Source organism: Staphylococcus sp. HMSC071G07, assembly GCF_001811435.1.
Classification (GTDB): domain Bacteria; phylum Bacillota; class Bacilli; order Staphylococcales; family Staphylococcaceae; genus Staphylococcus; species Staphylococcus pettenkoferi.
This window is the reverse complement of sequence record NZ_KV804768.1, coordinates 485629-511392: the sequence shown is the minus strand read 5'-3', so window position 1 is coordinate 511392 and position 25764 is coordinate 485629. Positions and strand designations below refer to the sequence as shown.

27 protein-coding genes are annotated in these 25764 nt (G+C 40.3%); 15 read left to right on the top strand and 12 right to left on the bottom strand.

Annotated features, from left to right (window positions below):
* Positions 1-9 precede the first annotated feature (9 nt).
* Positions 10-483, bottom strand: a complete 474-nt coding sequence (locus HMPREF2802_RS06810; protein ID WP_070503224.1) for a hypothetical protein — start codon at positions 481-483, stop codon at positions 10-12.
* A 277-nt stretch (positions 484-760) separates the two neighbouring features.
* Between HMPREF2802_RS06810 and HMPREF2802_RS06805 the strand changes: the two genes are divergently transcribed.
* Positions 761-1084 carry a hypothetical protein gene (locus tag HMPREF2802_RS06805; RefSeq protein WP_218085168.1) on the top strand — a complete coding sequence of 108 codons (324 nt, stop codon included), beginning with the start codon at positions 761-763 and terminating at the stop codon, positions 1082-1084.
* 209 nt (positions 1085-1293) lie between these two features.
* Here HMPREF2802_RS06805 and HMPREF2802_RS06800 read toward each other — a convergent pair whose 3' ends face one another.
* The 4 genes from HMPREF2802_RS06800 to HMPREF2802_RS06785 all read right to left on the bottom strand — a co-directional run bounded on the left by HMPREF2802_RS06800 (position 1294) and on the right by HMPREF2802_RS06785 (position 4010).
* A complete protein-coding gene (locus tag HMPREF2802_RS06800) occupies positions 1294-1860 on the bottom strand; it encodes an LOG family protein (RefSeq protein WP_070503220.1) in 567 nt (188 codons plus the stop codon).
* A 12-nt stretch (positions 1861-1872) separates the two neighbouring features.
* Positions 1873-2328, bottom strand: a complete 456-nt coding sequence (locus tag HMPREF2802_RS06795; protein WP_070503219.1) for a YaiI/YqxD family protein — start codon at positions 2326-2328, stop codon at positions 1873-1875.
* A gap of 1 nt (position 2329) precedes the next feature.
* Entirely contained in the window at positions 2330-2929 is a 600-nt protein-coding gene (locus HMPREF2802_RS06790) for a hypothetical protein (protein WP_002472512.1), read from the bottom strand.
* Positions 2930-3134: 205 nt separating this feature from the next.
* Positions 3135-4010, bottom strand: a complete 876-nt coding sequence (locus HMPREF2802_RS06785) for an undecaprenyl-diphosphate phosphatase (RefSeq protein ID WP_002472508.1) — start codon at positions 4008-4010, stop codon at positions 3135-3137.
* Positions 4011-4171: 161 nt separating this feature from the next.
* Between HMPREF2802_RS06785 and HMPREF2802_RS06780 the strand changes: the two genes are divergently transcribed.
* A complete protein-coding gene (locus HMPREF2802_RS06780; protein ID WP_083307604.1) occupies positions 4172-5824 on the top strand; it encodes an ABC transporter ATP-binding protein/permease in 1653 nt (550 codons plus the stop codon).
* Positions 5814-7472, top strand: coding sequence for a thiol reductant ABC exporter subunit CydC (gene cydC / locus HMPREF2802_RS06775; protein ID WP_242249891.1), 1659 nt, complete (start codon positions 5814-5816; stop codon positions 7470-7472). The genes HMPREF2802_RS06780 and cydC overlap by 11 nt, the downstream gene beginning before the upstream one ends.
* Before the next feature lie 135 nt (positions 7473-7607).
* On the opposite strand, the gene HMPREF2802_RS06770 is transcribed toward cydC, so the two are convergent.
* Positions 7608-8048: a global transcriptional regulator MgrA gene (locus HMPREF2802_RS06770; protein ID WP_002472550.1), complete on the bottom strand. Its 441-nt coding sequence runs from the start codon at positions 8046-8048 to the stop codon at positions 7608-7610.
* A 253-nt stretch (positions 8049-8301) separates the two neighbouring features.
* Here HMPREF2802_RS06770 and HMPREF2802_RS06765 point away from each other — a divergent pair, with 253 nt between their 5' ends.
* On the top strand, positions 8302-9234 hold the full coding sequence (locus tag HMPREF2802_RS06765; protein ID WP_070503214.1) for a CobW family GTP-binding protein: 933 nt from the start codon (positions 8302-8304) through the stop codon (positions 9232-9234).
* Between the two features lie 73 nt (positions 9235-9307).
* Positions 9308-9625, top strand: a complete 318-nt coding sequence (locus HMPREF2802_RS06760) for a hypothetical protein (protein ID WP_002471804.1) — start codon at positions 9308-9310, stop codon at positions 9623-9625.
* Positions 9626-9691: 66 nt separating this feature from the next.
* Here the strand turns inward: HMPREF2802_RS06760 and HMPREF2802_RS06755 are convergent, their stop codons facing one another.
* Both HMPREF2802_RS06755 and HMPREF2802_RS06750 read right to left on the bottom strand, forming a co-directional pair.
* Positions 9692-9961 (bottom strand): hypothetical protein, encoded by a 270-nt coding sequence (locus HMPREF2802_RS06755; RefSeq protein WP_002471812.1) that lies wholly within the window; start codon positions 9959-9961, stop codon positions 9692-9694.
* Position 9962: 1 nt separating this feature from the next.
* Positions 9963-10577, bottom strand: a complete 615-nt coding sequence (locus tag HMPREF2802_RS06750) for a DUF1361 domain-containing protein (protein WP_070503428.1) — start codon at positions 10575-10577, stop codon at positions 9963-9965.
* A gap of 339 nt (positions 10578-10916) precedes the next feature.
* Here HMPREF2802_RS06750 and norA point away from each other — a divergent pair, with 339 nt between their 5' ends.
* The 10 genes from norA (at position 10917) to HMPREF2802_RS06700 (ending at position 23248) form a co-directional block, all read left to right on the top strand.
* Positions 10917-12071 (top strand): multidrug efflux MFS transporter NorA, encoded by a 1155-nt coding sequence (norA, locus tag HMPREF2802_RS06745; RefSeq protein ID WP_002471790.1) that lies wholly within the window; start codon positions 10917-10919, stop codon positions 12069-12071.
* A gap of 165 nt (positions 12072-12236) precedes the next feature.
* Complete coding sequence (locus HMPREF2802_RS06740; protein WP_070503212.1) at positions 12237-12932, top strand: hypothetical protein; 696 nt, start codon at positions 12237-12239, stop codon at positions 12930-12932.
* A 62-nt stretch (positions 12933-12994) separates the two neighbouring features.
* Positions 12995-13480, top strand: a complete 486-nt coding sequence (gene ybaK, locus HMPREF2802_RS06735; protein WP_070503210.1) for a Cys-tRNA(Pro) deacylase — start codon at positions 12995-12997, stop codon at positions 13478-13480.
* 498 nt (positions 13481-13978) lie between these two features.
* Positions 13979-14737, top strand: coding sequence for a DeoR/GlpR family DNA-binding transcription regulator (locus HMPREF2802_RS06730; RefSeq protein WP_070503208.1), 759 nt, complete (start codon positions 13979-13981; stop codon positions 14735-14737).
* Positions 14734-15651, top strand: a complete 918-nt coding sequence (pfkB, locus tag HMPREF2802_RS06725) for a 1-phosphofructokinase (RefSeq protein ID WP_070503206.1) — start codon at positions 14734-14736, stop codon at positions 15649-15651. Before HMPREF2802_RS06730 ends, pfkB begins: the two co-directional genes overlap by 4 nt.
* 91 nt (positions 15652-15742) lie before the next feature.
* Positions 15743-17689: a PTS fructose transporter subunit IIABC gene (locus HMPREF2802_RS06720; RefSeq protein WP_070503204.1), complete on the top strand. Its 1947-nt coding sequence runs from the start codon at positions 15743-15745 to the stop codon at positions 17687-17689.
* A 198-nt stretch (positions 17690-17887) separates the two neighbouring features.
* Positions 17888-19042 (top strand): N-acetylglucosamine-6-phosphate deacetylase, encoded by a 1155-nt coding sequence (nagA, locus tag HMPREF2802_RS06715; RefSeq protein WP_070503202.1) that lies wholly within the window; start codon positions 17888-17890, stop codon positions 19040-19042.
* A 210-nt stretch (positions 19043-19252) separates the two neighbouring features.
* A complete protein-coding gene (locus HMPREF2802_RS06710; RefSeq protein WP_002471777.1) occupies positions 19253-20599 on the top strand; it encodes a hemolysin family protein in 1347 nt (448 codons plus the stop codon).
* Positions 20600-21047: 448 nt separating this feature from the next.
* On the top strand, positions 21048-21887 hold the full coding sequence (locus HMPREF2802_RS06705; RefSeq protein ID WP_070503200.1) for an aldo/keto reductase: 840 nt from the start codon (positions 21048-21050) through the stop codon (positions 21885-21887).
* A 314-nt stretch (positions 21888-22201) separates the two neighbouring features.
* On the top strand, positions 22202-23248 hold the full coding sequence (locus HMPREF2802_RS06700; protein WP_070503198.1) for a glycosyltransferase family 2 protein: 1047 nt from the start codon (positions 22202-22204) through the stop codon (positions 23246-23248).
* 198 nt (positions 23249-23446) lie between these two features.
* On the opposite strand, the gene HMPREF2802_RS06695 is transcribed toward HMPREF2802_RS06700, so the two are convergent.
* From HMPREF2802_RS06695 to queD, 4 genes are all read right to left on the bottom strand, one after another.
* Positions 23447-23701, bottom strand: a complete 255-nt coding sequence (locus HMPREF2802_RS06695) for a GlsB/YeaQ/YmgE family stress response membrane protein (protein WP_070503197.1) — start codon at positions 23699-23701, stop codon at positions 23447-23449.
* 57 nt (positions 23702-23758) lie between these two features.
* Positions 23759-24355, bottom strand: a complete 597-nt coding sequence (locus HMPREF2802_RS06690) for a hypothetical protein (protein ID WP_070503195.1) — start codon at positions 24353-24355, stop codon at positions 23759-23761.
* Between the two features lie 273 nt (positions 24356-24628).
* A complete protein-coding gene (gene queE / locus HMPREF2802_RS06685; RefSeq protein ID WP_070503193.1) occupies positions 24629-25345 on the bottom strand; it encodes a 7-carboxy-7-deazaguanine synthase QueE in 717 nt (238 codons plus the stop codon).
* Complete coding sequence (gene queD / locus HMPREF2802_RS06680; protein ID WP_049409749.1) at positions 25338-25763, bottom strand: 6-carboxytetrahydropterin synthase QueD; 426 nt, start codon at positions 25761-25763, stop codon at positions 25338-25340. Before queD ends, queE begins: the two co-directional genes overlap by 8 nt.
* Between the last annotated feature and the right edge of the window lies 1 nt (position 25764).

Genomic DNA, 25764 nt, shown 5'->3' with positions numbered 1-25764 from the left:
TTTCGTTTGTCAAATTAAGCTAGACAGTTTTTCATCTTCAATTAAACTCAAAAATTTTTCTTCAGGTGTAAGATAATTAAGTGATTTACGAGGAATTTGATTTAACTTACGTGTTATTTTAATCATTTCCTCGTCATTAATTTTATTAAAATCCACTTCCTTATAGTAATTAGGTTTGCATTTACCTTTTATAGCGAGTTTTTCTGTAGGGAAAGTGCCTCTTTGAAACGTGCGATATAGCGTTTTTAACGAACAGTTAACATGTTTTTCTTTACGTCCAAGAATGGCATCAGAAGACCATCCGTGATTAACTTTTTCTTGGATGTAAGACGTTTGATCCTTAGGAAGACTGATTTTCTTACGACCACACCGCGACTTATTTCGCTTATAATGTTGATAAAAATCGATAACTGTGAGGCCTTCTTTAAAAGCATTGATAACGTTGTATACGGTTTGCTTTGCGTGCTTAAGACGCTTGCACATATCAGATACTTTTAGATTTTGCTTAAAATAAGTCTCTAGTATTGAAAATTTCTTAAAGCCTGAAACACAAGAAAAATTACGTAAACAAAGAGATCTTTTATTACCAAAGAAGAAAGATTTTCAACAAATAGTTAATGAAACAAAGAAGGAGCTATCAGACATAGAAGCAACTCGTACATGTTTACTAAGCAGCAATGGTGGGGTGCTCACTGAGACAGATCTGAAGTATTTGGATGATTCAAATGCCTTAGCTGTGGTGAAGCATTTGAAGGAGGAGTTGAATACAGAATTAGATAATTTAAGCGATTTGTATAAACATACTATCGGCGAATATGATTATATCTGGAATAACGGGCTTGAAGATGCTAGAGATTTAGGGAGTCAATTGGATGAAGATGAAATTCTAGAAGCGTTACAGATAGGGGGCGTAACGAAAAAGATTGTGTTGACTGACCATAAAGAGAAATTGGATGATAAGAACTCAAAGGTGAAAAAAGTGAAAGCGCATCATCAAGATTATATTAAGCGCCTCAATGAGGCTGTAGATACTATTTTAGCTAATGACCAATCGTTAGCGAGCCAGGTAGGTCTTGTTAATTAAATAGGGAGGTAGATCCTGTAAATTAAATGCGTCATTGTGAGTCACCATTAAAATCTTCGTAATTTAAATTTCCCTTATCCAATACAAATTCACGCCAGTCGACGAGGTTCAAACTTACCCTCGAGCCGACTGGCGCTTTTATATTCAAACGAAACGCTAATGTCACCCGCACACTTAAGATGCATTTTACCTAAAGCTACCACTAAGCCTTAATCGTATGTACGCACACCGAGTGGCTGATAGTTCTCAAGTGTTTCGAGCAATGCTTCTTTCGTATCGCACAGAGGCGCGAGGTTCTTGTATTTCGCATCGATAAAGCCTTCGGTAATCATTCCATCGAGCATATTTTGAAGAGGTTCAAAGAAACCGTTGATATTGAAGACGGCAATTGGTTTCTGATGAATACCAATTTGAGACCAACTGTACATTTCAAAGAATTCCTCGAGAGAACCTGCTCCCCCTGGTGCCATGATAAAGGCATCTGCGAGTTCAGTCATCTTATTCTTGCGCTCGTGCATGGAGTCGACGAGTACAAGTTCACTCACTTTCTGGCTTGTAATTTCTTTCTCATCTAACATTTTAGGCATGACACCAATCGCGTGACCTCCTGCATCGAGTACACCATCTTGTATCGCACCCATGATACCAACAGAACCAGCACCAAAGACGAGTTCGTAGCCTTGTTCGGCCATATATTTACCAAGTTGGTACGCTTCTTTAACATAAATTTCATTTCGACCTTTGCTTGCACCGCAATAGACTGCAATTCGTTTCACAATTGTTTCCTCCTATCTTGTATCCTGTTCAATCAACTGTTGTAGTACACGTTCAAATTGACGTCGCTGTTCTGCACTGAACTTTGAAGGACCTTTCGTGCGCACACCACTACGACGTAATTGTGCAGATTGATGTCGTTGATCTAATAGTTGTTGAATGTTGGTACTATTATATAGCTTACCATTGTGGTGACGAACTTGATAGACTTTGTCGAGAAGTAGGTTCGCCAAACCATAGTCCTGCGTGATTACTAAATCAGTAGGGCGACTGATGGCAAGAAGCTTGTAGTCTACAGCATCTGGACCGTCGTCTACGTATGTGACTTCGACGTGTGCTGGATAATTGTTCAGCGAGAAATGACTATAACTGCGTAATATAAGAACGGAGATGCCTGTTCCTTCAGTAAGTTCAACGATTGAATCAATGACTGGACAAGCATCTCCATCTATAAGTATGCGGTTAAACATCTTAGCGTGCACCGTTATCTTGGTTAGTAGCAGCGCGACGATCTTTTTGAGCGAGCTCTGCTTGTTCGTTCTGAACTTGTTCATGTGTGAGCTGTTTGCTCTTTTGCGTAGCAGCATCGTCAAGTTCGCTCGGTGTAAAGCCAGCTTTTTTCATGTGTTTGTCGGCTTTTTTAAGATCTTTTTGACGTTGTTTTTCGTTCTGTTTTTGTACCTTTGCTTCTTGTTTGCGACGTTTTTCAGCTTTTTTCTCTAGCTTTTTGTCGAGTTTGTGCGCTTCTTTACGGTCTTTCTTCTCTTGTTTCTTTTCTTGCTTTTCGATGTATTTCGGATCATTTTGTTTCGCGATTTGCTTCAATCTGCGTTTTTGATCATATTGATGTTTCTTTTCAACAACGTAGTCTTTAGCGTCTCCAGATTTATCAACGACTGCGTCTTTAAAGTCCACGGATTTGTGCGCGACTTTCTTCGATGCACGACCTGTAGCATCGGCAGCACGTTTAACATCTGGATGTTCTTTGATACGTTTACGTTCAGTGATTAATGGCACAAGAAATACTGGTGCGACTGTCACGATTGTGCGAATAAGTTTCTGTTTATCCATATACGTTGCCTCCATATTCATCTATACTATGTTGTCTAATACCCCTTAACGTTCGGCAGTAAACTTTGGCTTACTGCGCCACTTCACTTTTATTATAACACGTCTCTTCTACGGCTAGTTGAGATAGTAAAAAAAGGATATGTTACAGACGCAACGATGCAATCATCGGATTAGAATGTCTGAACATATCCTTAAGTGCGTTTTATTATTCACCACTAATGCCTGTACCTAAGCCGAAACCAAAGTAAAGAATGGCGATGATCACGACTAAGATAATACGATAGATAGCGAACGGAATTAATTTGACTTTATTGATTAGATGTAAGAATGTCTTGATTGCGATTAAGCCGACGATAAATGCTGCGACGAAGCCTAAGAAGTAGAAGGCAATATCTGTCGCATGAATACTACCAATGTGTTTCACAAGTGAGAGACAGCTTGCGGCTAACATGATTGGTACGGACATGATAAAGGTGAAGTCAGATGCAGATTTATGCGTCATCTTCATGTATACACCTGTAGAAATCGTTGAGCCTGAACGACTGAACCCTGGCCACATCGCTACGGCTTGAGATAGGCCAATCACGAAAGCTTGGAAATAGCTAATCTGGTCGACCGTTTGTGGGTTCTTGATGCGACGACTCACGATATCAGCACCAATCATGTAGAATGCACCGATGAGTAACCCAATCATCACTGTAGGTACACTGAATAGATATTCTTCAATCAAATCGTCAAAGAGGACGCCAAGTATACCTGCAGGAATCATACCAATTAAGATATGGAACAAGTTTAGTCGTTTCGGTTTAGAGCGGAAGCCGTCCACAGGTTCGTTCTTATATTTGCCGATATGTAACATTTCGAAGTAACGTTCACGGAAGACCCACGCTGCTGCGAATACTGAGCCGAGTTGAATCACTACTTTAAAGGTAAAAGCAGATTCAGGTCCGAGAAATTCTTTCGATTTCAAGAGAATATCATCTACGAGAATCATGTGCCCAGTAGAAGATACAGGGGCAAACTCAGTTAGACCTTCAACGATACCGAGTATAATCCCTTTAATCAATTCAATGATGATCATAATTTACCTACTTTCATATTCATTAATATTATCTTCGTTTCAATTCATTATCATAGCACATGAATTTTAAATTTTGCTACTAATTCTATTAATTCAGTCTAAAGTTCCAGTAAGCGAATTGATTTATATTTCAACGTGAAGATTTATAATTGATGGAGGTGATGAATGTGAAACGACTCATGCAATATGCATTTCAATATAAATGGTTTCTGTTGTTATTAGGACTGATGAGTATCGGTGTGGCAAGTGCTGTCATCGTACAGAATATAGCAATTGGTAAAGTGCTCCATCGTATTCTCATGCATGGTGAAGCGCCACATTTCACGATGTGGGCGATTCTATTAGCAAGTTTACTGTTACGCGCACTATTCACTAGCGCTAATGACATGGTAGGTAATCACCTAGCCGGACGTGTGCAGTATCGGCTCAGAAATGCCATGTTAAATCGACGACTCACCCAACCGATAGGCGCTCAACTCGCATCGTTAACGCAAAGCATCAATGATATCGCTCCATTCTTTAATAATTATCTACCTCAAGTGTTTAAATCGATGCTCGTGCCAGCTTTCATTATCGTAACGATGTGTGTGATTCATCTTAACACTGCCTTAATCATGTTAGTGACAGCACCTTTCATTCCTCTATTCTATATCGTTTTTGGTTTGAAAACGCGAGACGAAGCGAAAGACAAGATGACGTATTTTAATCATTTTAGTCAACGGTTCTTAAACAAAGTCCAGGGGCTCGTCACACTCAGACTCTTTAGAAAGACGGAAGATTCCATCGCCTCAATTGATCAAGAAAGTACGCGCTTTAGAACGCTCACGATGCAAATCTTGAAAAGTGCCTTTCTTTCCGGATTAATGTTGGAATTTATCAGTATGTTAGGAATTGGGATTGTCGCTTTGGAAGTAGGATTAGGGCTCATCTTATTCCATAATATTTCTTTCGAAACGGCAGTTATCGCACTTCTCTTTGCGCCTGAGTTCTATAACGCGATTAAAGATCTCGGTCAGTCTTTCCATACTGGTAAACAAAGCGAGGGTGCTGCTGATGTGGTCTTTGATATGTTGGACGAAACGGAAGATACGCAACGTACGGCCGCTTATGATACGACGCAGACACCACTCGTTCGTCTGAATGATGTCAGCTTTCGATATGATGCTCAGCAACCTCAAGTGTTGCAACACATTAACTTAGATATACGTCGAGGTGAACATCTGGCATTAGTGGGGGCTAGTGGTGTGGGTAAAACGACGCTCGCACAATTAATTGCCCAGTCTCTAAGACCAACGCATGGAACCGTAACGTATGTTTCTCCTCGGTTACAAATAGGGATGTTAAGCCAATCTCCATATTTGTTTAACGCAACGATACGTGAGAATGTGACGATGTTCCAGAAGTACACGGATACTCAAGTTTGGCAAGTATTAGAAGAAGTAGGGCTTAAGCACAAGATTACGCACTTGCAACGTGGTATAGATACCTCGATAGGTGAAGGTGGAGAGATGTTGTCAGGCGGTGAAATGCGCCGTTTGGAACTATCTCGTGTCTTATTGTTACGACCTGATTTGATTATTCTAGACGAACCTACGACGGGGCTTGATATTGAAACTGAACAGCTGATTCAAGAGGCAATTGACAAACATTTTACCACTACGGCTATGATTGTGATTGCTCATCGTGCCTCTACGTTAAATCACGTTCAGCAACACATTGTTCTGCGTGACGGTGGTATTCATTATAGTGATGCGCGTCGTCAGTCCGAACCGAAGTATGTGAGTGGAAGAGGTGAAGCCACAAATGAAGATTAGACCAGATAGAGATCTGATTCTTTCAATATTAGTAGGTATAATTGGTAGTTTAGTTGCACTTGGCATGTTCTTTCTCAGTGGCTATATGGTGACAGAAAGCGCGTTAGGTGCACCGCTCTTTGCCTTAATGGTCTTGGTTGTTTCAGTTAAAATGTTTGGCTTTCTCAGAGCGATTGCACGTTACATTGAACGACTCCTTTCTCATCGGACGACGTTTACGATGTTGCGAGACGTTCGCGTTCAAATGTATCGCGGTCTTGTCCCCGTCGTTCCAGATGTCTATCGTCGCTTTCGCTCAAGCGATTTACTCGCACGTATCGTTAATCGCGTGGAGTCCTTGCAGAATGTTTATTTAAGAGTATACTATCCGCCCATTGTCATTGGCATCACAGCTATCATTACATTGGTTACAATGATGTTCTTTTCATACGTTCACGCGTTAATCATCTTGGTAAGCATGGGCATTTCTTTAGGTGTGCTACCGTGGTTGAGCGCGAAGAAAGCTCAGCGTTATATGCAACAAGTAGCGCAAGATGAAAGCCAATTTTTAGGTCGCTTTTACGATTACAAAGCAGGGTATTCAGAGCTCGCTCGTTTTAACCAACAAGCGACCTATCACCAAATGGCGGAGGACGATCTTAAACGGTATCAACGTTCAAGTCATAAAGAACAGCAGTTTATCACGTTCTATGACCTTGGATTGAACCTCTTGTCAATGATCGCGCTCTTTCTTACTTTGTGGCTTGGAGTCGCTCAAGTGCAAACAGGACACGTCAATGTCATTTATTTAACGAGTATTGTCTTGATGTTGCTCACATTATTTGAACAAGCGGTGCCGATGAGTAATGTGGCTTACTACAAAGCAGAAACGGATCGCGCTTGGCATGATATTAATGAAGTGATTGCGCATTCTATGTCACAAGAGGTGTCACATACGAGCGACGAAACCTCATCTGAACCTTATGAAATTGAATTACGTGATGTAGACTTTAGATATGCGAATCAAGAAAGTCGGTTGTTGCATAATGTGCATCTAAATATTAGAGCGGGCGAGCATGTGGCGTTGATAGGGCCTTCAGGTTCTGGTAAAAGTACGTTGCTACAACTTATCTTAGGTTTATATCAGAGTGAAGCGGGTCAAGTGATGATTCAAGGTGTACCAACGTATGAACTCACTGACGAAGAGAAATATACGTTGATGAGTGGACCCCTGCAATCGCAACAATTATTTGATGGTACGTTGAGAGAGAATTTACTCAGTGACGCTGATGATACGACATTACGTGCTGTATTAGATGTGCTGGGCTTAAGTCACTTAGATTTAGATAAGCAAGTGACTTTAGAAGGTCAGACACTATCAGGCGGGGAGAAAGTTCGTCTAGGTTTGGCGCGTTTACTCTTACGTGATTTGCCGGTGTGGGTCATCGATGAACCAACAACGGCGCTAGATCGTGCGACTGCTGATAAAGTGATGAATGTACTCCATGAACGTGCGCAGACTCTAATCGTAGCAACGCATGACCTCAATATTTTACCTCAATTTGATAAAGTGGCAGTCGTCATCGATGGTCAAATTGTTGAGTTTGATCGTTACGAGACACTGATGTCTACCGATTCATATTTGAAACGTGTAGTTGAATTATCTTAAAAATGTAGAAATATAGTACGAATGCGTTCTTTCTTTATATGATATATAAAGCGGGAGATGAACCATGAGATTCATCTCCCGCTTGTACTTCACACATATACCATTGTGATATGAGTTATATATAACAATTGTCTATTATTTGTCTTTTTCAGTAAAAGCAGTGATAATCTTACCGAGTAAACGGTTAAGCTCTCTAAATTCGTCTTCTGTAAGTGAAGTTGCTTCAGCTACTTCGTTACAAGCAGAATCTAATTCTGGACGAATTTGTTCACTCTTCTCTGTTAAATGAATAAACACTTCACGTTGGTCAATTTCGGAACGTTCACGTTTGATTAAGTCAACTTGTTCCATGCGTTTTAGTAGTGGTGAAACTGTACCAGTGTCCAATGCAAGTTCAGTAACAACTTTCTTAACATTGACTGGTGACTCTGACCACAATATAGTAAGAACTAAGAATTGTGGGTAAGTAAGTTTGTACTTTTTGAAGACATTGTTTGAATAGTAGCGATTAACTTGTCTTTGAGCATTGTACAAACTAAAGCAAAGTTGCTCCTTCAAATTAAGTTGTTCAGACATAAAGTTCTCCTCCAGACATTCTATCCGTAATTTTCTCTCTCTGTATTCGGATTTGAATCCGTCTTTGTTGTGTGATACAAATTTTTTAAAATACTTTTTCGCACTGCATTGCTAAAATAAAGTATGATTAAAGTGTAGAAGATATCCCTTGTTTTATCAAGTAAGAAGATAATTACTGAGATAACTACTAAAGGTCAAATAAAATATAATATTTAATTTTTACGCAAACATTCGAAAAGAAATGAGTGATAATATGAAGAAAAGAAAAAACAGAGAAGTGCGGGTTACAATTATCACCGGATTTCTAGGGAGTGGTAAAACGACCTTTCTTAATGAGTATATTAAACAATTATTAAATAATGATGAGAAATTAGCTATTATCCTTAATGAATATGGAAATTTTTACGTTGAAGATGACATAAAGCAGACTCAAACTAAGGTGTATCCAATATTGAATGGTTGTGTGTGTTGTGATTCGAGTACAGAATTGATTGATCAACTTATGGAATTAACGAAAGATCAATCTCTGACACATATTATAATAGAAGCAACTGGAATCGCTCAGCCCCTCGATATTTACACAGCATGTCTGTTTCCAGATTTAACGGACCGCTTAGCTGTTCCTACCATTATCGGAGTGGCAGATGCACAAGGATTACTAACAATGGATGAGTATTCACAGGATATGTCTCGATTAATGAGTGATCAACTTGCTGCGAGTCATTTTATCATTATTAATAAGACAGATTTAGTGGAGGATGACTATTTAAAGCACATCGATCATCTGGTGTCTTACAGTAATACCTTTGCACCACGTGTGTATACTTCCTATGGGCAGGTGAATCTCGCTCAAATTGAACCTGTGGAACATCCTGAGGGCACGGTGGATGCATCTTACAAGACATCTCATCTCGGTATTAACAGCTTGGTTTATACCTTTACGGGGCCTGTACATCGGCAGTTGTTCTACCAATTCATCTTGAAATTGCCTTCCAACATCTTGCGGTTAAAAGGTTATATGCGCTTTCGAGATATGCCTGATGCGACTTATTTCTTCCAATATGCATCAGGAGTACCAAGTTATGAGATAGTAGAAAGGGACATGCCATTAACGCTCGTATTGATAGGAGAAGGTTTGGACGTCAACCAGTTAAGAAACCAGCTAGACATGTTGCAGTTTACTTGATAAGAACGTCATGAAATAGACAATCTTTAGCGCATGATTTACAGTATAATTAAGGAAAAGGAGCGGCGATGCTATGACGACTCATAATGAAGATTATTATGAAAGACAATACAAATTTGAACGTAATTTCATTCGAATTCCATTTGTTGTATTTGCAGTAATCGTGCTGTTATTCAATATCTTTTTCGCAGATATTAATATCATGCTCGTATTATTTGGTCTTTTCTTCCTATATAATGGTGGGATTTTATTTATTGCGTTTATTAAACATTTCAAACGAGCAACGATATTAACGTTGATATTGTTTGTATTATCCTTTGCTTTGTTTGGAACGTTAATGTATCTTTACGCAGATGCGAATCATTTACTGGATAAAAAGCACGGATTGTAAGAGATAAATAGAGAATACGAAGAAAGAGCGGGACAATGTCGTGTGCATTGTCCTGCTCTTTTTGACTTACATTTTAAAAATACAAATATATAATGCGACGAATTCGACAAAGGTGAGAAGATAGATGTACTTTAACGGCAATTTCTTCGCCTTATCAAGCTCCCAATGTGGATAACGGCGTTCGTAGTAGAAGAGTTGCATTAGGAAAAGCCCGATGCCCAGTGGAAGACAGCACAGTATGATTGCGACTCCACGGCTCATGCCAGCTTTGTGCCAGAGATGACCGATGAGCAATTGCAGTAAGATAATAATGATAATAAATAATAAGATATTCATATTAATTGAAGCTACGAACTCCTTTCATAAAGATGTAGAGTAAGAGTTGAAGGACGACCATCAACAATACAAAGGCCATCGCTTTCAAGTCGACTTGGGTCACGAGCTTACGGACGATACGTAGAGGTTCGTTAATGAGATAAACGGAATGTAATCTCAAGAATCGACCGATGTAAATACCGAAACCGTTTAAGCACATCATGATCAAGATGAGTGCGCGATTGAACCAGCGATACGGAGTGAAATAACGTATTTCACGGAACATGAGTACGAGACAGTATAGGGCGAGAAAGACGCCAGCTAAGAGATAAGTGAAATACATCCATTCAGTTAAATTCAAGCCCGCGTAGAAATTAAAGATAAACTGCTTGAGATGGATTAAATCTGTAATCATGTAGAACGTATTCGGCACCATAAAGATGAAGATTAAGCTAAATATGATAAATAACGGCCATTCGAAACGGTGCTGTGGTTTAAATAATCTCAATAAGAAGCACAGTTCGAACGGTACATAAGCTAAAAATAAATTCAAAGTCATAAATTGAAAAATGTGATCAAATAAAGATAAGACAAATAATATGAGAAAGACGATTCGAGCGATATAACGTGCGCTCACAACGTCACCTACTTTCATTGAAATTCACATCTAAGCATTTCAGGTTTCTTCGGTGTCACCACTGCGCAATGTAACGCAATCATCGTAGCGTCGCAATGAAGCGTAACTATTATTAAAATTAAATATTAACGCGAAACCCACGCAAGATGTGAGAGTTGAAATTTAAATGATACTAGGATGTAGTGCTTTATGCAACGGTTAACGCCTTATAATATGTATTGATTGTGTAGGAACGCACGGATAGTTTAAAATTATAAAATAATATGAGCGATAAGTCTTGTATCAATCATAAGTTGTTGAACATCAAAGATAACATCATTATAGGATTGGAGGATCTATATGAAGAAGCAATTTCTCATCTTATACTTTAATATATTTCTTGTCTTTCTAGGTATTGGTCTTGTGATTCCAGTTCTTCCAGTCTATTTGAAAGATTTAGGGTTAAAAGGGAGCGACCTCGGTATACTCGTAGCCGTTTTCGCACTAGCCCAAATGATTATTTCACCCTTTGGCGGCACGCTCGCAGACAAGTTAGGGAAGAAACTCATCATTTGTATAGGTCTCGTCCTCTTCTCAATTTCTGAGTTTCTCTTTGCGACGAGCCACACATTTTCATTATTAATCGTTTCACGTGTGCTTGGTGGTTGGAGTGCCGGTATGATTATGCCTGGTGTAACAGGTATGATTGCGGATATTTCAAATCCGAAAGATAAAGCAAAGAACTTTGGTTATATGTCAGCCATCATTAATTCAGGTTTTATCTTAGGACCTGGTTTAGGTGGTTTCTTGGCCGAGTTCTCTCACCGTTTGCCGTTCTACATGGCCGGGACGACAGGTGTGTTAGCACTCATTCTTTCAGTGACGTTACTTCATAACCCGAAACATCATACGCAAGCTGGCTTTACACACTATCAAACAGACGTGTTAGGCAAGATTAATTGGAAAGTGTTCGTGACACCTGTGTTGATTACGCTCATTCTCGCTTTCGGTTTATCTGCGTTTGAAACACTCTTCCCATTATACACTGCGGACAAAGCGCACTATCAGCCATTTGATATCTCGATTGCCATCACAGGCGGTGGTATACTCGGCGCTATCTTCCAAGTCTTGCTATTTGATAAGTTTATGAAGTATTTGAAAGAACTTACGTTTATTAACTATGCATTAGTTTATTCAGGCATTATTTTGATTTCGTTAACTTTCGCAAGTCACTATTGGACGATTATGATTATTAGTTTCGTCGTTTTTATCGGTTTCGATATGATTCGTCCTGCGTTAACGAATTACTTTTCAAACATCGCGGGTAACCGTCAAGGCTTCGCAGGAGGCCTCAACTCAACCTTTACGAGTATGGGAAACTTCATCGGCCCACTCGTAGCAGGTGGATTATATGACCTGAATTATAACTTCCCGCTCTACATGTCTACGTTAGTGATGGTCTTAGGTATCGGTGTGATTTTTATTGAAAAAGCTTTACGTAAGCGCAAGGTTTAAGAGAACTGTAGGCACGTGATGTGGGAAAATGCTAGTAAAATGAGGACGTCTGTTACCTTTATATTACCTATATTACGTTTATTTTAAATTGTAAACCATATTACAATAAATATGTTAAGTACGTGGTAAGATATAGGAAATACTAAAGGAGTACTTTCTTGGCAGATGAATGGAAAAAATATTATGTTATCGCTATTTGCCTTCGTATTGGCGAGTTGTTTGATTGGTCTCATCTATATCGCAACGCATCACCAGGCGTTATGTAAGTTGCATGAATTGATCTTTAGATGTACTGGAGAACGCGTGTCTATGGACAAGAAAGCGCATTTCAAGTTGCATCCTGAGATTCACGCGGCTACAAAACAAGTGACTCATAAGGATGCAGAGGATACTTCGGTTAAGGTCTCAGCAAATCAAAGTGAGCTATCTCAACTTCCGACGTTACAAAGCGCGCGTCAAGCAGCTGACACTCATTTTAAGAACGCCCATATGCAATCACGTTATCACCACTATACACTTGCACAAACTTCTAAGGGTGAGCCATACTATGTATTCACCTTTATAGATAGTAAACGTCCTAACAACTATCAACGAGTAACGGTCGACCCACACTTGAACGTGCATCTCTATGATCAAATTCAGAAACGGCCAAAGGTAAATCACGTTCAAATAGATGAGCGTGAAGCGGATGTTATAGCGCGAATCGCAGCACAAACTTACAATCATGATTTGGATAGATATAGGAAGAAAGACCATGATGAGTCAGGGTGGCATTATGTATTCGTACAACCTACAAAGCATCTGGAGTACAAAGTCAGAGTGACGCCTTATGGTCAAGCTATTGCAGAGCCTACGATTTGAATTAATACAGACAAGTTATTGTGCTTGTTTGTATTTTTTAATGACAGAAAGGAGGGGCTGGTATGAAACGTAAAAAGACTAATGCGATGCGCATGTTAGAGCGCGCGGGCGTGGAGTTTGAAGTTAATTACTACGAAGTGGAAGACGCACATCAAGATGGTGAGACGATTGCGCATAGTTTAGGAGAAGATCCAGAACATGTCTTTAAGACCCTCGTATTAGAAAATGCGAATCATGAGCACTACGTCTTTGTTATTCCTGTGACTGAGACATTAGACTTGAAAGCAGCTGCCAAAGCGGTTCACGAGAAGAAGCTGAATCTCATGCCGATGCGCGACCTGAAACAAGTGACCGGATATATAAGAGGGGGATGTTCGCCAGTAGGAATGAAACGCTTATTTCCTACTACGCTAGATGAGACAGCGACGTTGTTATCTTATATCTACATTAGTGGTGGTGAGCGAGGCACACAAATTAAAGTAGCACCACAAGACTTAATCATAGTCGTTGAAGGTCAGTATGCAGATATTACACAAAGTGTGATTTAGAAGCAGAACGTGTCGTTCGAAGATAATAATAAGAATAAACCATAGATATGAAGTCATCTCATTTAGAAAGAACTTAATTTTGATAAAGATATTAACTCATACTTATCGCAGTTGCTGTCTGTACTTGAGATAGCTAACGCTTTGTCAAATACGAGTCAGTCATGTGCGGGAGCAAGGCTACGAAATCTTAGATTTCTGTCTCAATATCGTGTTTACATTGAAAGAATAAGTACGAAACTGTTAGTTCTATATATATAATTACGCAGTAGCTGACTGAATTCGTGAAGGCTATCGCTTTCTCGAACTCTAGTCACCCTTGCGGGGGTGAGACTACGAAATCAAGTAGATTTCTGTCTCACTCCCATTTTTTATATGAATTTTGACAGATTTTGAATGTTTTCACGTATATAGTGATTGTTTTTGAACGAAATTGGTTAAAAATGATTGAATTATGAAAGCGATGACATTATAATTAAAGTGAAATGAGGTGGATGAGCGATGATCAGTGAGAAACGTCATGAAATGATTTTATCTGAATTGAGAAATAAAGAATTCTTAACGTTACAAGAGTTGGTTGACCATACTGGAAGTAGTGCGTCGACAGTACGACGAGATTTGTCTAAACTGCAACAGATGGGCAAGCTTTCTCGCGTTCATGGTGGCGCGGCATTAAATCAATCCGTGGTGACAGAGGCGAAACTCGCAGACAAACGCACGCGTAATTTACAAGAGAAACAAGAGATTGCGCGTCAAGCAGCAGAATATGTTGAAGATCATGACTGTATCTTCCTCGATGCAGGTTCGACAACGCTGGAGATGATTCCATTTATTAAGGCGAAGCATGTGACCGTGGTAACTAACGGTTTAACACATGTAGAAGAATTACTGAAATATAGTTTCAAGACGTTAACGTTAGGTGGCGAAGTTAAAGCGACGACGTTAGCTACTGTAGGCGTTAATGCGTTGGAAACGTTGAAGAAATACCGCTTTGACAAAGCTTTTATCGGTATCAACGGTTTAGATCTCCATCATGGCTTAACGACGCCAGATGAACAAGAGGCATTGATTAAAGCGTATGCGATTGACTTTAGCTTTCACACCTACGTTCTAGCTGATCATACGAAATATGACAAAGTTTATTTCGCGACGGTTCCGACAACTTCTTCAGTGTCGGTCCTCGTTTCTGAACAAATAACCGCGTTAGACGTGTTTCAGTCATATGCTCAACAGTATCATTTGATAGGAGGTTTAACATGATTTACACGGTGACACTCAATCCTTCTATTGACTATGTCGTCTATACAGAAGACTTTCAACTTGAAGGACTGAATCGCGCAACTTCGACGCAGAAGTTCGCAGGTGGAAAGGGTATCAACGTATCGCGTGTGCTACAGACGTTGAATACGCCCACAACAGCACTTGGTTTTGCGGGTGGGTTCCCGGGTCAATTTATACGTGAACAATTAGAAAGCCAGGGGATTGAAGCGCGTTTTATCGAAACGTCTGAAGATACGCGTATTAATATTAAGTTGAAAACAGGTACGGAAACTGAAATTAACGCGCCAGGACCTCAAGTGACTGAAGATCAATTTGAAGCCCTTTTACAACAAATGCGTGAGACAACTGAACAGGACACGGTCGTGATTGCAGGTAGTATGCCGAAAAGTTTACCAAGAGATGCTTATCGACAAATTGTCGAAATCTTAAGTCATACAGGGGCACAGTTTGTGGTAGATGCTGAAAAAGCACTAGTGGAATCGGTATTGGATTACCACCCACGCTTCATCAAACCAAATAAAGATGAACTTGAAATGATGTTTGACACGACCATTCAATCTGATGCAGACGTTGTACGTTGTGGCCAACATATCCTCGAGAAAGGTGCACAATCCGTCATTATTTCTCTAGGTGGAGAAGGTGCAATATACATGGATGATGAAAGACGGTTGAAAGCGCAAGTACCTACTGGACGGGTCGTTAACACAGTAGGTTCAGGAGATAGCACCGTTGCCGGAATGGTTGCAGGATTGGATCAAGGCCAATCTATCGAAGAAGCTTTTGCTCAAGCGGTTGCGTCAGGTACTGCAACAGCCTTTAATGATGATTTAGCGGAAAAGGACCGCATCGACCGCATTCGACAACAGGTACAAATCACGTCCATTGACGCGTAACTACTTCGGCACAAGGTAATCGAGACGAACGCACACAGTGAAGACGAACATGAATATTGAAATTGAACAATCATTGTTGGGAGTGAACAAGATGAGAATTACCGAATTATTAACGAAAGACACCATTGCTATGGAATTATCAGCTTCAGACAAAGACGGCGTGATTAATGAATTGGTTGATCAACTCGACCAAGCAGGGAAATTGAATGACAAAGCAGCATATCAACAAGCGATTTTTGATCGTGAAGCACAAAGCACAACAGGAATTGGTGAAGGTATTGCCATTCCTCACGCGAAAGTAGAAGCAGTAGAACAACCTGCCATTGCTTTCGGTAAATCCCAAGCAGGTGTAGATTATCAAAGTTTAGACATGCAACCTGCACACCTCTTCTTTATGATTGCAGCACCTGCTGGCGGCGCTCAAACCCATTTGGATGCCTTAGCGAAATTATCTGGCATACTCATGGATGACCAAGTACGTGCTGAACTACTTGCAGCTAACTCGCCAGAAGAAGTATTGAATATCATTAATAAAGCAGATGACGAAGCTACTGATGAGGAGACGGAAGAAGTTGCAGAAGATGCGAGTGGCGTTCCTGCAGGCGAAGAAGAGAAACCTTATATCCTCGCAGTCACTGCTTGTCCAACAGGTATCGCACATACGTACATGGCACGTGATGCCTTGAAGAAACAAGCAGGCAAGATGGACGTCAACATTAAAGTGGAAACAAATGGCTCTGGCGGTGTGAAGAATCGACTTACACGCGAGGATATCGAGAAAGCTACTGGAGTCATCGTTGCAGCAGATGTGCACGTTGAAACAGATCGCTTTGACGGCAAGAATGTCGTAGAAGTTCCTGTAGCTGACGGTATTAAACGTCCTGAAGAGCTAATTAACATGGCGCAAGATACGTCACGTCAACCGTTTGTTGCGCGTGGAGATAGCAAGAACACGAGCAGTGGTACGAATGAGAAACAAAGTGTTGGTAAGACGATTTACAAACACTTGATGAACGGTGTGTCCAACATGTTGCCACTCGTTATCGCTGGTGGTATCTTGATGGCTATCGTCTTCCTCATGGGTACGAACTCCTTTGACCCTAAGAGCAAGGAATATATTCCGTTTGCAGAACAGTTATGGAACATTGGTAAAAACAGTGCATTTGCGCTCATCATCCCAATCTTGTCTGGTTACATCGCACGTAGTATTGCCGACAAACCTGGTTTCGCTGCTGGTTTAGTGGGTGGTATGCTTGCCGTATCTGGTGATTCTGGATTTATCGGCGGGATTATCGCAGGTTTCTTAGCAGGTTACTTAACTGAAGGTATTAAAAAGCTCTTCAGTCGTATTCCGCAAGCGCTTGAAGGTTTGAAACCTACATTAATTTATCCAATCTTATCTGTAACGATTACAGGCTTAGTATTGATTTATGTAGTCAATCCACCTGCAGCATGGTTAAACCACTTATTACTTCACGGTTTAAACAGCTTATCCGGTGCTAACGCGATGATACTTGGTCTCGTCGTCGGCGCAATGATGGCGATTGACATGGGAGGTCCTTTCAACAAAGCAGCGTACGTCTTTGCGACTGCAGCGTTAATCGAAGGGAATACAGCACCGATTACTGCAGCAATGGTCGGCGGTATGGTGCCACCGATTGCACTTGCGACTGCAATGCTCATCTTCCGTAAGAAATTTACGAAAGCACAACGCGGTTCTATCGTTCCGAACTATGTGATGGGCTTATCCTTCATTACTGAGGGTGCGATTCCGTTTGCGGCGGCTGATCCGATCCGTGTCATTCCATCTATGATGATTGGTTCAGGTATCGGTGGTGCGGTTGCTTTAGGACTCGGTTCAGCAATCCGAGCGCCACACGGTGGTATCTTCGTCGTATTTGGTACAGACTTTGGCCATTCACTTCAAACGCTTTTAGCTATCGTGGTTGGTGCGTTAGTCAGCGCGATTATCTACGGTATTGTTAAACCGAAACTTTCTGAAGATGAAATCCAAGCATCTCAGGCTATGGACGAATAGTTGACGTAGTAGTAAGTGAAATTTTTAAAGGCAAATAGATTTTGTAAAATGATAGTAAGTATTGAAAGTAATTGAAGATGTTGCGAGACCTGCATTGTTCGAAATAATTGACGATGCAGGTCTTTTTAACTAGAGAGATGCGTCGCTTGCGATGTTATTGTAAAATAAAGTTACTACTCTAAACATAAAGAAGGTCAAATTATGGAATATGTCATTACTAACGGCAAAATTTATACAGAAGATAAAGTGATCAATCACGGCTACTTGGTAGTCAAAGATGGCAAGATAGCAGAAATTGCCTCTGGAGATTATACAGGTGAGTTGAAGACTTACGACGCACAAGGCCACGATATCTTACCCGGCTTCATCGATATTCATATTCATGGCGGATATGGCAAGGATGCCATGGACGCTTCAGAAGAAGGCTTACAACATTTAGCGCAGAATCTCTTGAGTGAAGGTACGACAAGCTTCCTAGCGACGACGATGACGCAATCCGATGAGAACGTCGAACGTGCGCTCATTACGATTGCTACTTATAAAGATAAACAATCTTCTACAGAAGAAGCAGAAATCTTAGGTGTACATTTGGAGGGGCCATTTATTTCTGAACATAAAGTGGGAGCGCAGAACCCTGCTTATGTGCAACGTCCGTCTGTAGAGAAGATTCGTCATTTTCAAGATGTTGCGAATCAATTGATCAAGATTATTACGTTCGCTCCAGAAGTTGAAGGTGCACATGAAACGTTAGAAGCGCTACATGATGACATTATCTTCTCAATGGGGCATACAGTAGCGACGTTTGATGAGGCGAATGAAGCGGTTGAACATGGTGCGAAACATATCACTCATCTTTATAATGCAGCGACGCCGTTTGAACATCGTAACCCTGGCGTCTTTGGTGCAGCTTGGACGAATGATCATCTCGCTACAGAACTCATCGTTGACGGTGTGCATTCGCATCCGGCAGCTGTGGCGATTGCGTACAAACAGAAAGGTAACGAGCATTTTTATCTCATCACAGATGCGATGCGTGCGAAAGGTATGCCTGAAGGAGAATACGATTTAGGTGGACAGAACGTGCATGTCAAAGGTTCTGAAGCACGCTTGGCGAGTGGTTCGCTTGCTGGAAGTATACTACGCATGAACGACGGTTTAGAGAATTTGAAACAATTTACGGGTGCGAACCTTGAAGAATTGTGGCGTGTAACGAGCTTGAACCAAGCACGTGCGTTAGGTGTAGATAGCAGTAAAGGCAGTCTTGTTGTAGGAAAAGATGCAGACATCGTAATTACAGGTGCGCACACTGAAGTTATAGCGACGATTAAAGGTGGCGAGCTTCACGAGTTCTAGTGTAAAAGCCAACTTTTTAGTGTGATATACTATTAAAATTGTTTAGAAATATGCTATTATGGATACAATACGTCTTTTTTAGGGAGGTGCTACAATGGGAAGGATTTAACGTTAAATCAATATCATAGTTATACAAGTAATCTAGGCTTATGGAAACCACATTGTGGCACTGATCAATTTGGAGGTGAATCCCTAAATTAGGGGAATTAATTGGAAACAACGACCATAATTAGTTTAATTATTTTTATTCTGTTAATTGCATTAACTACTGTCTTTGTAGGTTCTGAGTTTGCGCTAGTGAAAGTAAGATCTACACGAATTGAACAATTAGCAGCAGAAGGTAACGGCAGTGCGAAAGTCGTTCGTAAGATGATTCACAATTTAGATTATTACCTATCTGCGTGTCAGCTTGGTATTACAGTGACATCTTTAGGATTAGGTTGGCTAGGGGAACCGACTTTTAAGAAGATCCTCAGTCCGCTCTTTAACCTCTTCCCGATGCCTGAACCTGTGCAGACGACGCTTGCATTTATCATCGCGTTCATCTTAGTGACTTACTTGCACGTCGTATTAGGTGAGCTTGCGCCGAAGTCTATCGCGATTCAACACACAGAGAAACTCGCGCTCGTCTACTCACGTCCACTGTACTACTTCGGCATGATTATGAAACCACTCATCTGGTTGATGAATGGTTCTGCGCGCTTAATCATACGACTCATGGGTGTAGACCCAGATGCAGACAACGATGCGATGTCAGAAGAAGAAATTAAGATTATCATTAATAATAGTTATAATGGCGGCGAAATCAATCAAACTGAGCTCGCATATATGCAGAATATCTTCTCATTTGATGAACGTCATGCCAAAGATATTATGGTTCCGCGTACACAAGTGACGACGTTGAATGAACCTTTCAACGTTGAAGAGTTGCTTGAAACGATTAAAGAACACCAATTTACACGTTATCCAATCACGGAAGATGGCGACAAAGACCATGTGAAAGGCTTTATCAACGTTAAAGAATTTCTTACAGAGTACGCCTCTGGTGAAGCGATTCGCATTAGCAACTATATTCACGAACTCCCGATGATTTCTGAAACGACACGTATTAGCGACGCATTGATTCGCATGCAGCGTGAGCACGTACATATGAGTCTCATCATTGACGAGTATGGCGGTACAGCAGGTATCTTAACGATGGAAGATATCTTGGAAGAGATTGTCGGCGAAATTCGAGATGAGTTCGATAACGACGAGGTTAACGATATTGTTAAAATTAATGACGACACCTTCCAAATCAACGGTCGTGTGTTACTAGATGACATTCAAGATCAATTTGGCATCGAATTCGAAGATTCAGAGGATATCGACACGATTGGAGGTTGGTTACAAGCACATAACACCAACTTACAACAGAATGATTATGTCGATACAATATTTGATCGTTGGATTATTTCAGAAATCGATAATCATCAAATCATTAATGTTATTTTAAAATATGAATACAACGAAACACGTCATACAGATGAAGACGAAGAAGAAGACGACCATCAATAAATTGGTAGAAGCGTCGAAAGTTTGAATCGATGACGTAGATAAAGGCTCGAGTTGGAATTAGCGTTCTGACTCGAGCTTTTTCAGCAGGTGGGGTAAGATTAAATGGAAATGTAAAGTGGATTGCAGAGTCCAAATCTTAGAAAGAGAGGTCTTTTACTAATGAAGACTCAGTCACGAAAAGATATTGCGCACACATCAGAAGAACGAGAAGATCTTGCGAAACTTCGACAGGAAAATGAAGAATTAAAAGCAGATTTGGCGTAAAACAAAGACTACAGAAGATGAAAGAACGTATAGAAAATAAACATTCCCCCAAAATAAAATGATAATCACTGACTTTTATCACACTTGTTATTGGCTACTGTACAGATAGCGAAGAGCACTTTCTTGTCATTCTAAAGCCGAACATGGCAAAATTGAGTTGAGAATGAAAGTGAGGAGAGAGCGTATGGTTCAAGATACTTATTACTTAAACAATGGTTATCCAATGCCGAAGATTGGTCTCGGCGTTTATAAGGTTACTGATGAGGAAATGGAGACGGCAGTAGAGACTGCGATTGAAGCGGGTTATCGTGCTTTCGATACAGCGTATTTTTACGGAAATGAACAAGCGTTGGGTCGTGCCCTGAAGCAATCAGGTGTCGATCGCGAAGACCTCTTTATCACGTCTAAATTGTGGAACGATTACCAAGGGTATGAGCAGACGTTAACTTACTTTGAGAAATCGTTACAGAATTTAGGTACGGATTATTTAGATTTGTATCTCATTCACTGGCCGTGTGAAGCGGACGAACTGTTTATTGAAAGTTACAAAGCGTTAGAGCAACTTTATCATGAAGGTAAAATTCGTGCGATTGGTGTATGTAACTTTAAGCCACATCATTTGGAACGTTTAATGGCGGAAACAGATGTAACGCCAGCTGTAAACCAAATTGAATGTCACCCATACTTTAATCAACAAGAGACACAAGATTTCTGTGACAAACATGACATTGCGGTAACTGCGTGGATGCCATTGATGCGTAATCGTGGCTTGTTAGATCATCCAACTGTGGTGAATATTGCAGAACGCTACGATAAGACGCCAGCTCAAATTGTACTTCGTTGGCATTTAGCGCACAACCGTGTCATCATACCGAAATCTAAAACACCTGAACGTATTCGTGAGAATTACGATATCCTTGATTTCAACCTAGAACTCACTGATATAGCTGAAATTGATAGTCTAGATCAAGGTGCGCGACAAGGTAAAGATCCAGATGAGGTTCGCATCGGTACGTTGAAATAAGAATTTAATATGATTTGAAGCAAATAATTCCACCAAATAGGTTTATCAGACCTGTTTTGGTGGAATTTTTGTAGCACTTGTACTGTTTATGTAGATGATAGCATTTCATCAGTAAACTTATAATACAAACAAAGTATATTGCTTATTAACAAGTTTTTCTTTTAAAATCAGTTGATTTCTGCAATAATTAAAACGGTATGTAACGTGGTTATTAACTCAACTTTAAGTTTTTGTAAAACTGTGACTTTTGAGTCGTCAATGAAATTCCATCATTGATAAAGTAATGATAACCACGGGTGAAAGGTGTTAAATAGATGAAAGTAAGAGTCATTATACCTTGTTACAACGAGGGTGAAGTCATATTAAAAACGTATAAAAAATTGATAGAAATATTAGAAACAGATAGTCTGCGACAACATTACGATTATGACTTACTTTTTATAGATGATGGGAGTAAAGACAGTACCATCAGTTATATTCAAGAGACAGCGACTACAGATTCACATGTGAAATTTATTTCCTTTAGCCGCAACTTCGGTAAGGAATCTGCGATGATTGCAGGTTATCAGCACAGTACAGATTGTGATGCGGTTATTATGATTGATGCAGATTTGCAGCATCCACCTCATTTGATACCGAAGATGATTCAAGGTTATATGGACGGCTATGATCAAGTGATAGCGAAACGTAATCGTTGTGGAGAGAATAAATCGCGTAAGTGGCTGACGAAATTGTATTATCGTATGATTAACCGTTTCGTGGAAGATATTCGTCTTGAGGACGGTGTCGGTGATTTCCGTTTATTGAGTCAACGTGCAGTGATTTCGCTTACACAACTCGACGAGACGAATCGTTTCTCTAAAGGACTCTACGCATGGATCGGTTACCATACCCAAGTGTTTACCTACGAGAACGTCGAACGCGAAGATGGCGAGTCGAAATGGTCCTTTAGTAAATTGTTAAATTACGGCATTGATGGTTTAATTTCCTTTAATAATAAACCGTTGCGCGCTATGATTTATCTCGGTCTCATCGTCTTCGGCTTAAGTTTGCTGTATATCATTTATATATTGATTAGTATTATGGTTCACGGCATCGAAACGCCGGGGTATTTCTCAACGATCGCAGCGATATTACTTATTGGCGGTATTCAACTCATCTCAATCGGTATTGTAGGTGAATATATCGGACGGATTTACTATGAGGTGAAGAAGCGTCCGAAGTACATTGTGCAGGCTTCCAATTTGAACGAGCCAGATACTGATGATTTGCAGGCGCAAGCGGTGCAAGAGATGTTGAATGGTAAAAGTCGTACTCAGGATGTGGAAGCATCCGAGAAGAAAGAGAATTCTCATGTTTAATAGAGCAAAAAAGACGCCCCTCTCAAACTGTTAATTCGCAGCAGAGAGGGGCGCCCTCGTATATAAAAAAGGACCAGAACACTATGTATATAGCCCTCTAGCCCTCATTCCCTTGAAGTTAACATTTCATTAGTTGATGACAATTCGAAGTCATCATTGTCCCTACAAATGGTAACAACAAGGGTTGATTAACGATTGTTATTTTTTACCGCGTAATTTACCAACAATTAATGATACGATAAATACTAATACAATAGTACCAATAAGTGCTGGGAAGATTGCAATTCCACCTAAGCTTGGACCCCATTCACCTAAAATCCAGTGACCTAGAGCGGCACCTACGATACCAGCGATGATATTACCAATAATACCACCAGGAATATCTTTACCAACGATACCACCAGCAATCCAACCGATAAGACCACCGATGATAAGCATAATAATTAAATGCATGAATGTTACCTCCTTTTCTACGTTGTGCTGGTACATTATACCCATAAAGTTTTGAGGTTAATCATTTTTAGAAAAAAATAATTTCGACCATACAATAAATACGCAGAATAATAAGTTGATAATGAGTAGCACATACCAGAAAGGAGTTAAGATGGTCATCACCGCAAAGGAGAGAACCATGATGATTTCGCCGACAGTCATTGGATAGGAAAGTTGATGGATCGGTTTCACTTTCTTGCGCTCTGAATATTGAAATGTACTTACGAAAAGAACAATCCCGCCAATAAGAAAGACAGCAGGTGCTAAGTAAGGTAACGACATGTAATATGACGCTTCACTCATCTTGTAAGTAAGGAGCGTGGATAAACTCATGACAAACGCGAAGATGATTGCAATGAAGCGTTGTGTATGTATGAGCGCATGGCCATTCTTTCTATCAACATAGAATTGAAGTACGGCCCATATTAACAGCATAGCCACTGTCGTTATAGTGATAAAGTTATATTTGTTTATAAATAATAAGTTGATTAAGCCAGTCACAGCCATCGAAATAATAATCGTATTGAAACTTAATTTCTTGTAGTGTTGTCTATATAAATCAGCAAATACGATGATGAACACTGCAACTATGTCGACTATGATTGGTATCAGCATGGTGTTCTCCTATCTTTAAGACTTTATTGCAACATTATATCAATTAACGTCGCTTTAAGCATTTGAAAACGTCTAAAGCTACATTAAGTATCGTATCGTTATTCTAACATGAAAGGAGTGAGACGGTAGCTGTATTGCGAACACGTCTCACTTCTTATAAGTTAAAATGAACTGTTTTGTTTTTTTATTTTGGCTCTGATGAGCTATTCGAGCATTCAGCCTGTGATTAACTAACAGCGGGCTCCTTGTACTAGCGCTTCAAAGATGGAATTCTTACACACCTTTCGTGTTACTCCATAGCAGCGTATGGAGTTGTGGTAATACATACACGTCATTCATCTCGCTACTCTTCATAACACGGTCGACGAGATCTTCATATAGCGAGAGAAGTTTGTAAGTATGATTATCCACATGCTCACCTTCAAGATAAGGATTGCCCACTTGTAAATAGAACGGGATAGATGGGTAACGATGGTGAATCATCTTCGCAAAGTCGAAATCAGCTTCTTCGAATATAACGACTTTCAAGTTGAGTGTGTCGTGTACACATTGTTCGATGACCTCATCCAGTAGTGGGAGGTTTGGTTTCATCATTGAACTAGGTGGTTTCGGACTGATTGTTAAGTCGTCGATTTGACGCATCCATGGTTGATACTTACTGCCCTGAGTTTCGAGTGCAGTGTAAACGCCTTTTTCTTGAAAGAGGTCGACGAGATCTTGAATCGCTTTGATTAAAGCAGGGTTGCCACCACTAATTGTGACGTGATTGAAGTAATCGCCACCGACCTCTTTTAACTCTGCATAGATCTCTTCTGCTGTCATCATGCGAATCTCATCTTTAGCGCTGCCGTCCCACGTAAAGCTGGAGTCGCACCAGTCACAACGATAGTCACATCCAGCAGTGCGGACGAACATCGTCTTGCGTCCAATGACTTTGCCTTCACCTTGAATCGTAGGACCGAATATTTCTAATACAGGAATCTTAGCCATGACGAAACTCCTTCGCGATATAACGTACGTAACTTGTAGGCGTTTCTCGCACGAATACTTGCGCGCATTTCGGTTGATTGTCACGTTGGTCGAGATGTTCTTGAACCATGTCGTAAACCGTTTGAGCCACAATTTCAGTAGAAGGACTTTGACCTTCAAATGCGGGTAGGTCGTTTAATAAATGGTGGTCGAACTGACCGTGTACCAGTTGCTTTAATTCACTAAAATTAACTAAAAAACCGTTGTGATCCAACTCATCTCCGACGATGGTTAAATTGACGAAATAAGTATGTCCGTGTGTTCGCATACATTTGCCAGCATCTTCACTAGGAATATAGTGTGCTGCAGAGAAATTGAAGTCTTTATTAAGTTCAAATGAGTATTTATGGTTGATTGAAGGATACATTTGTTGGAACATC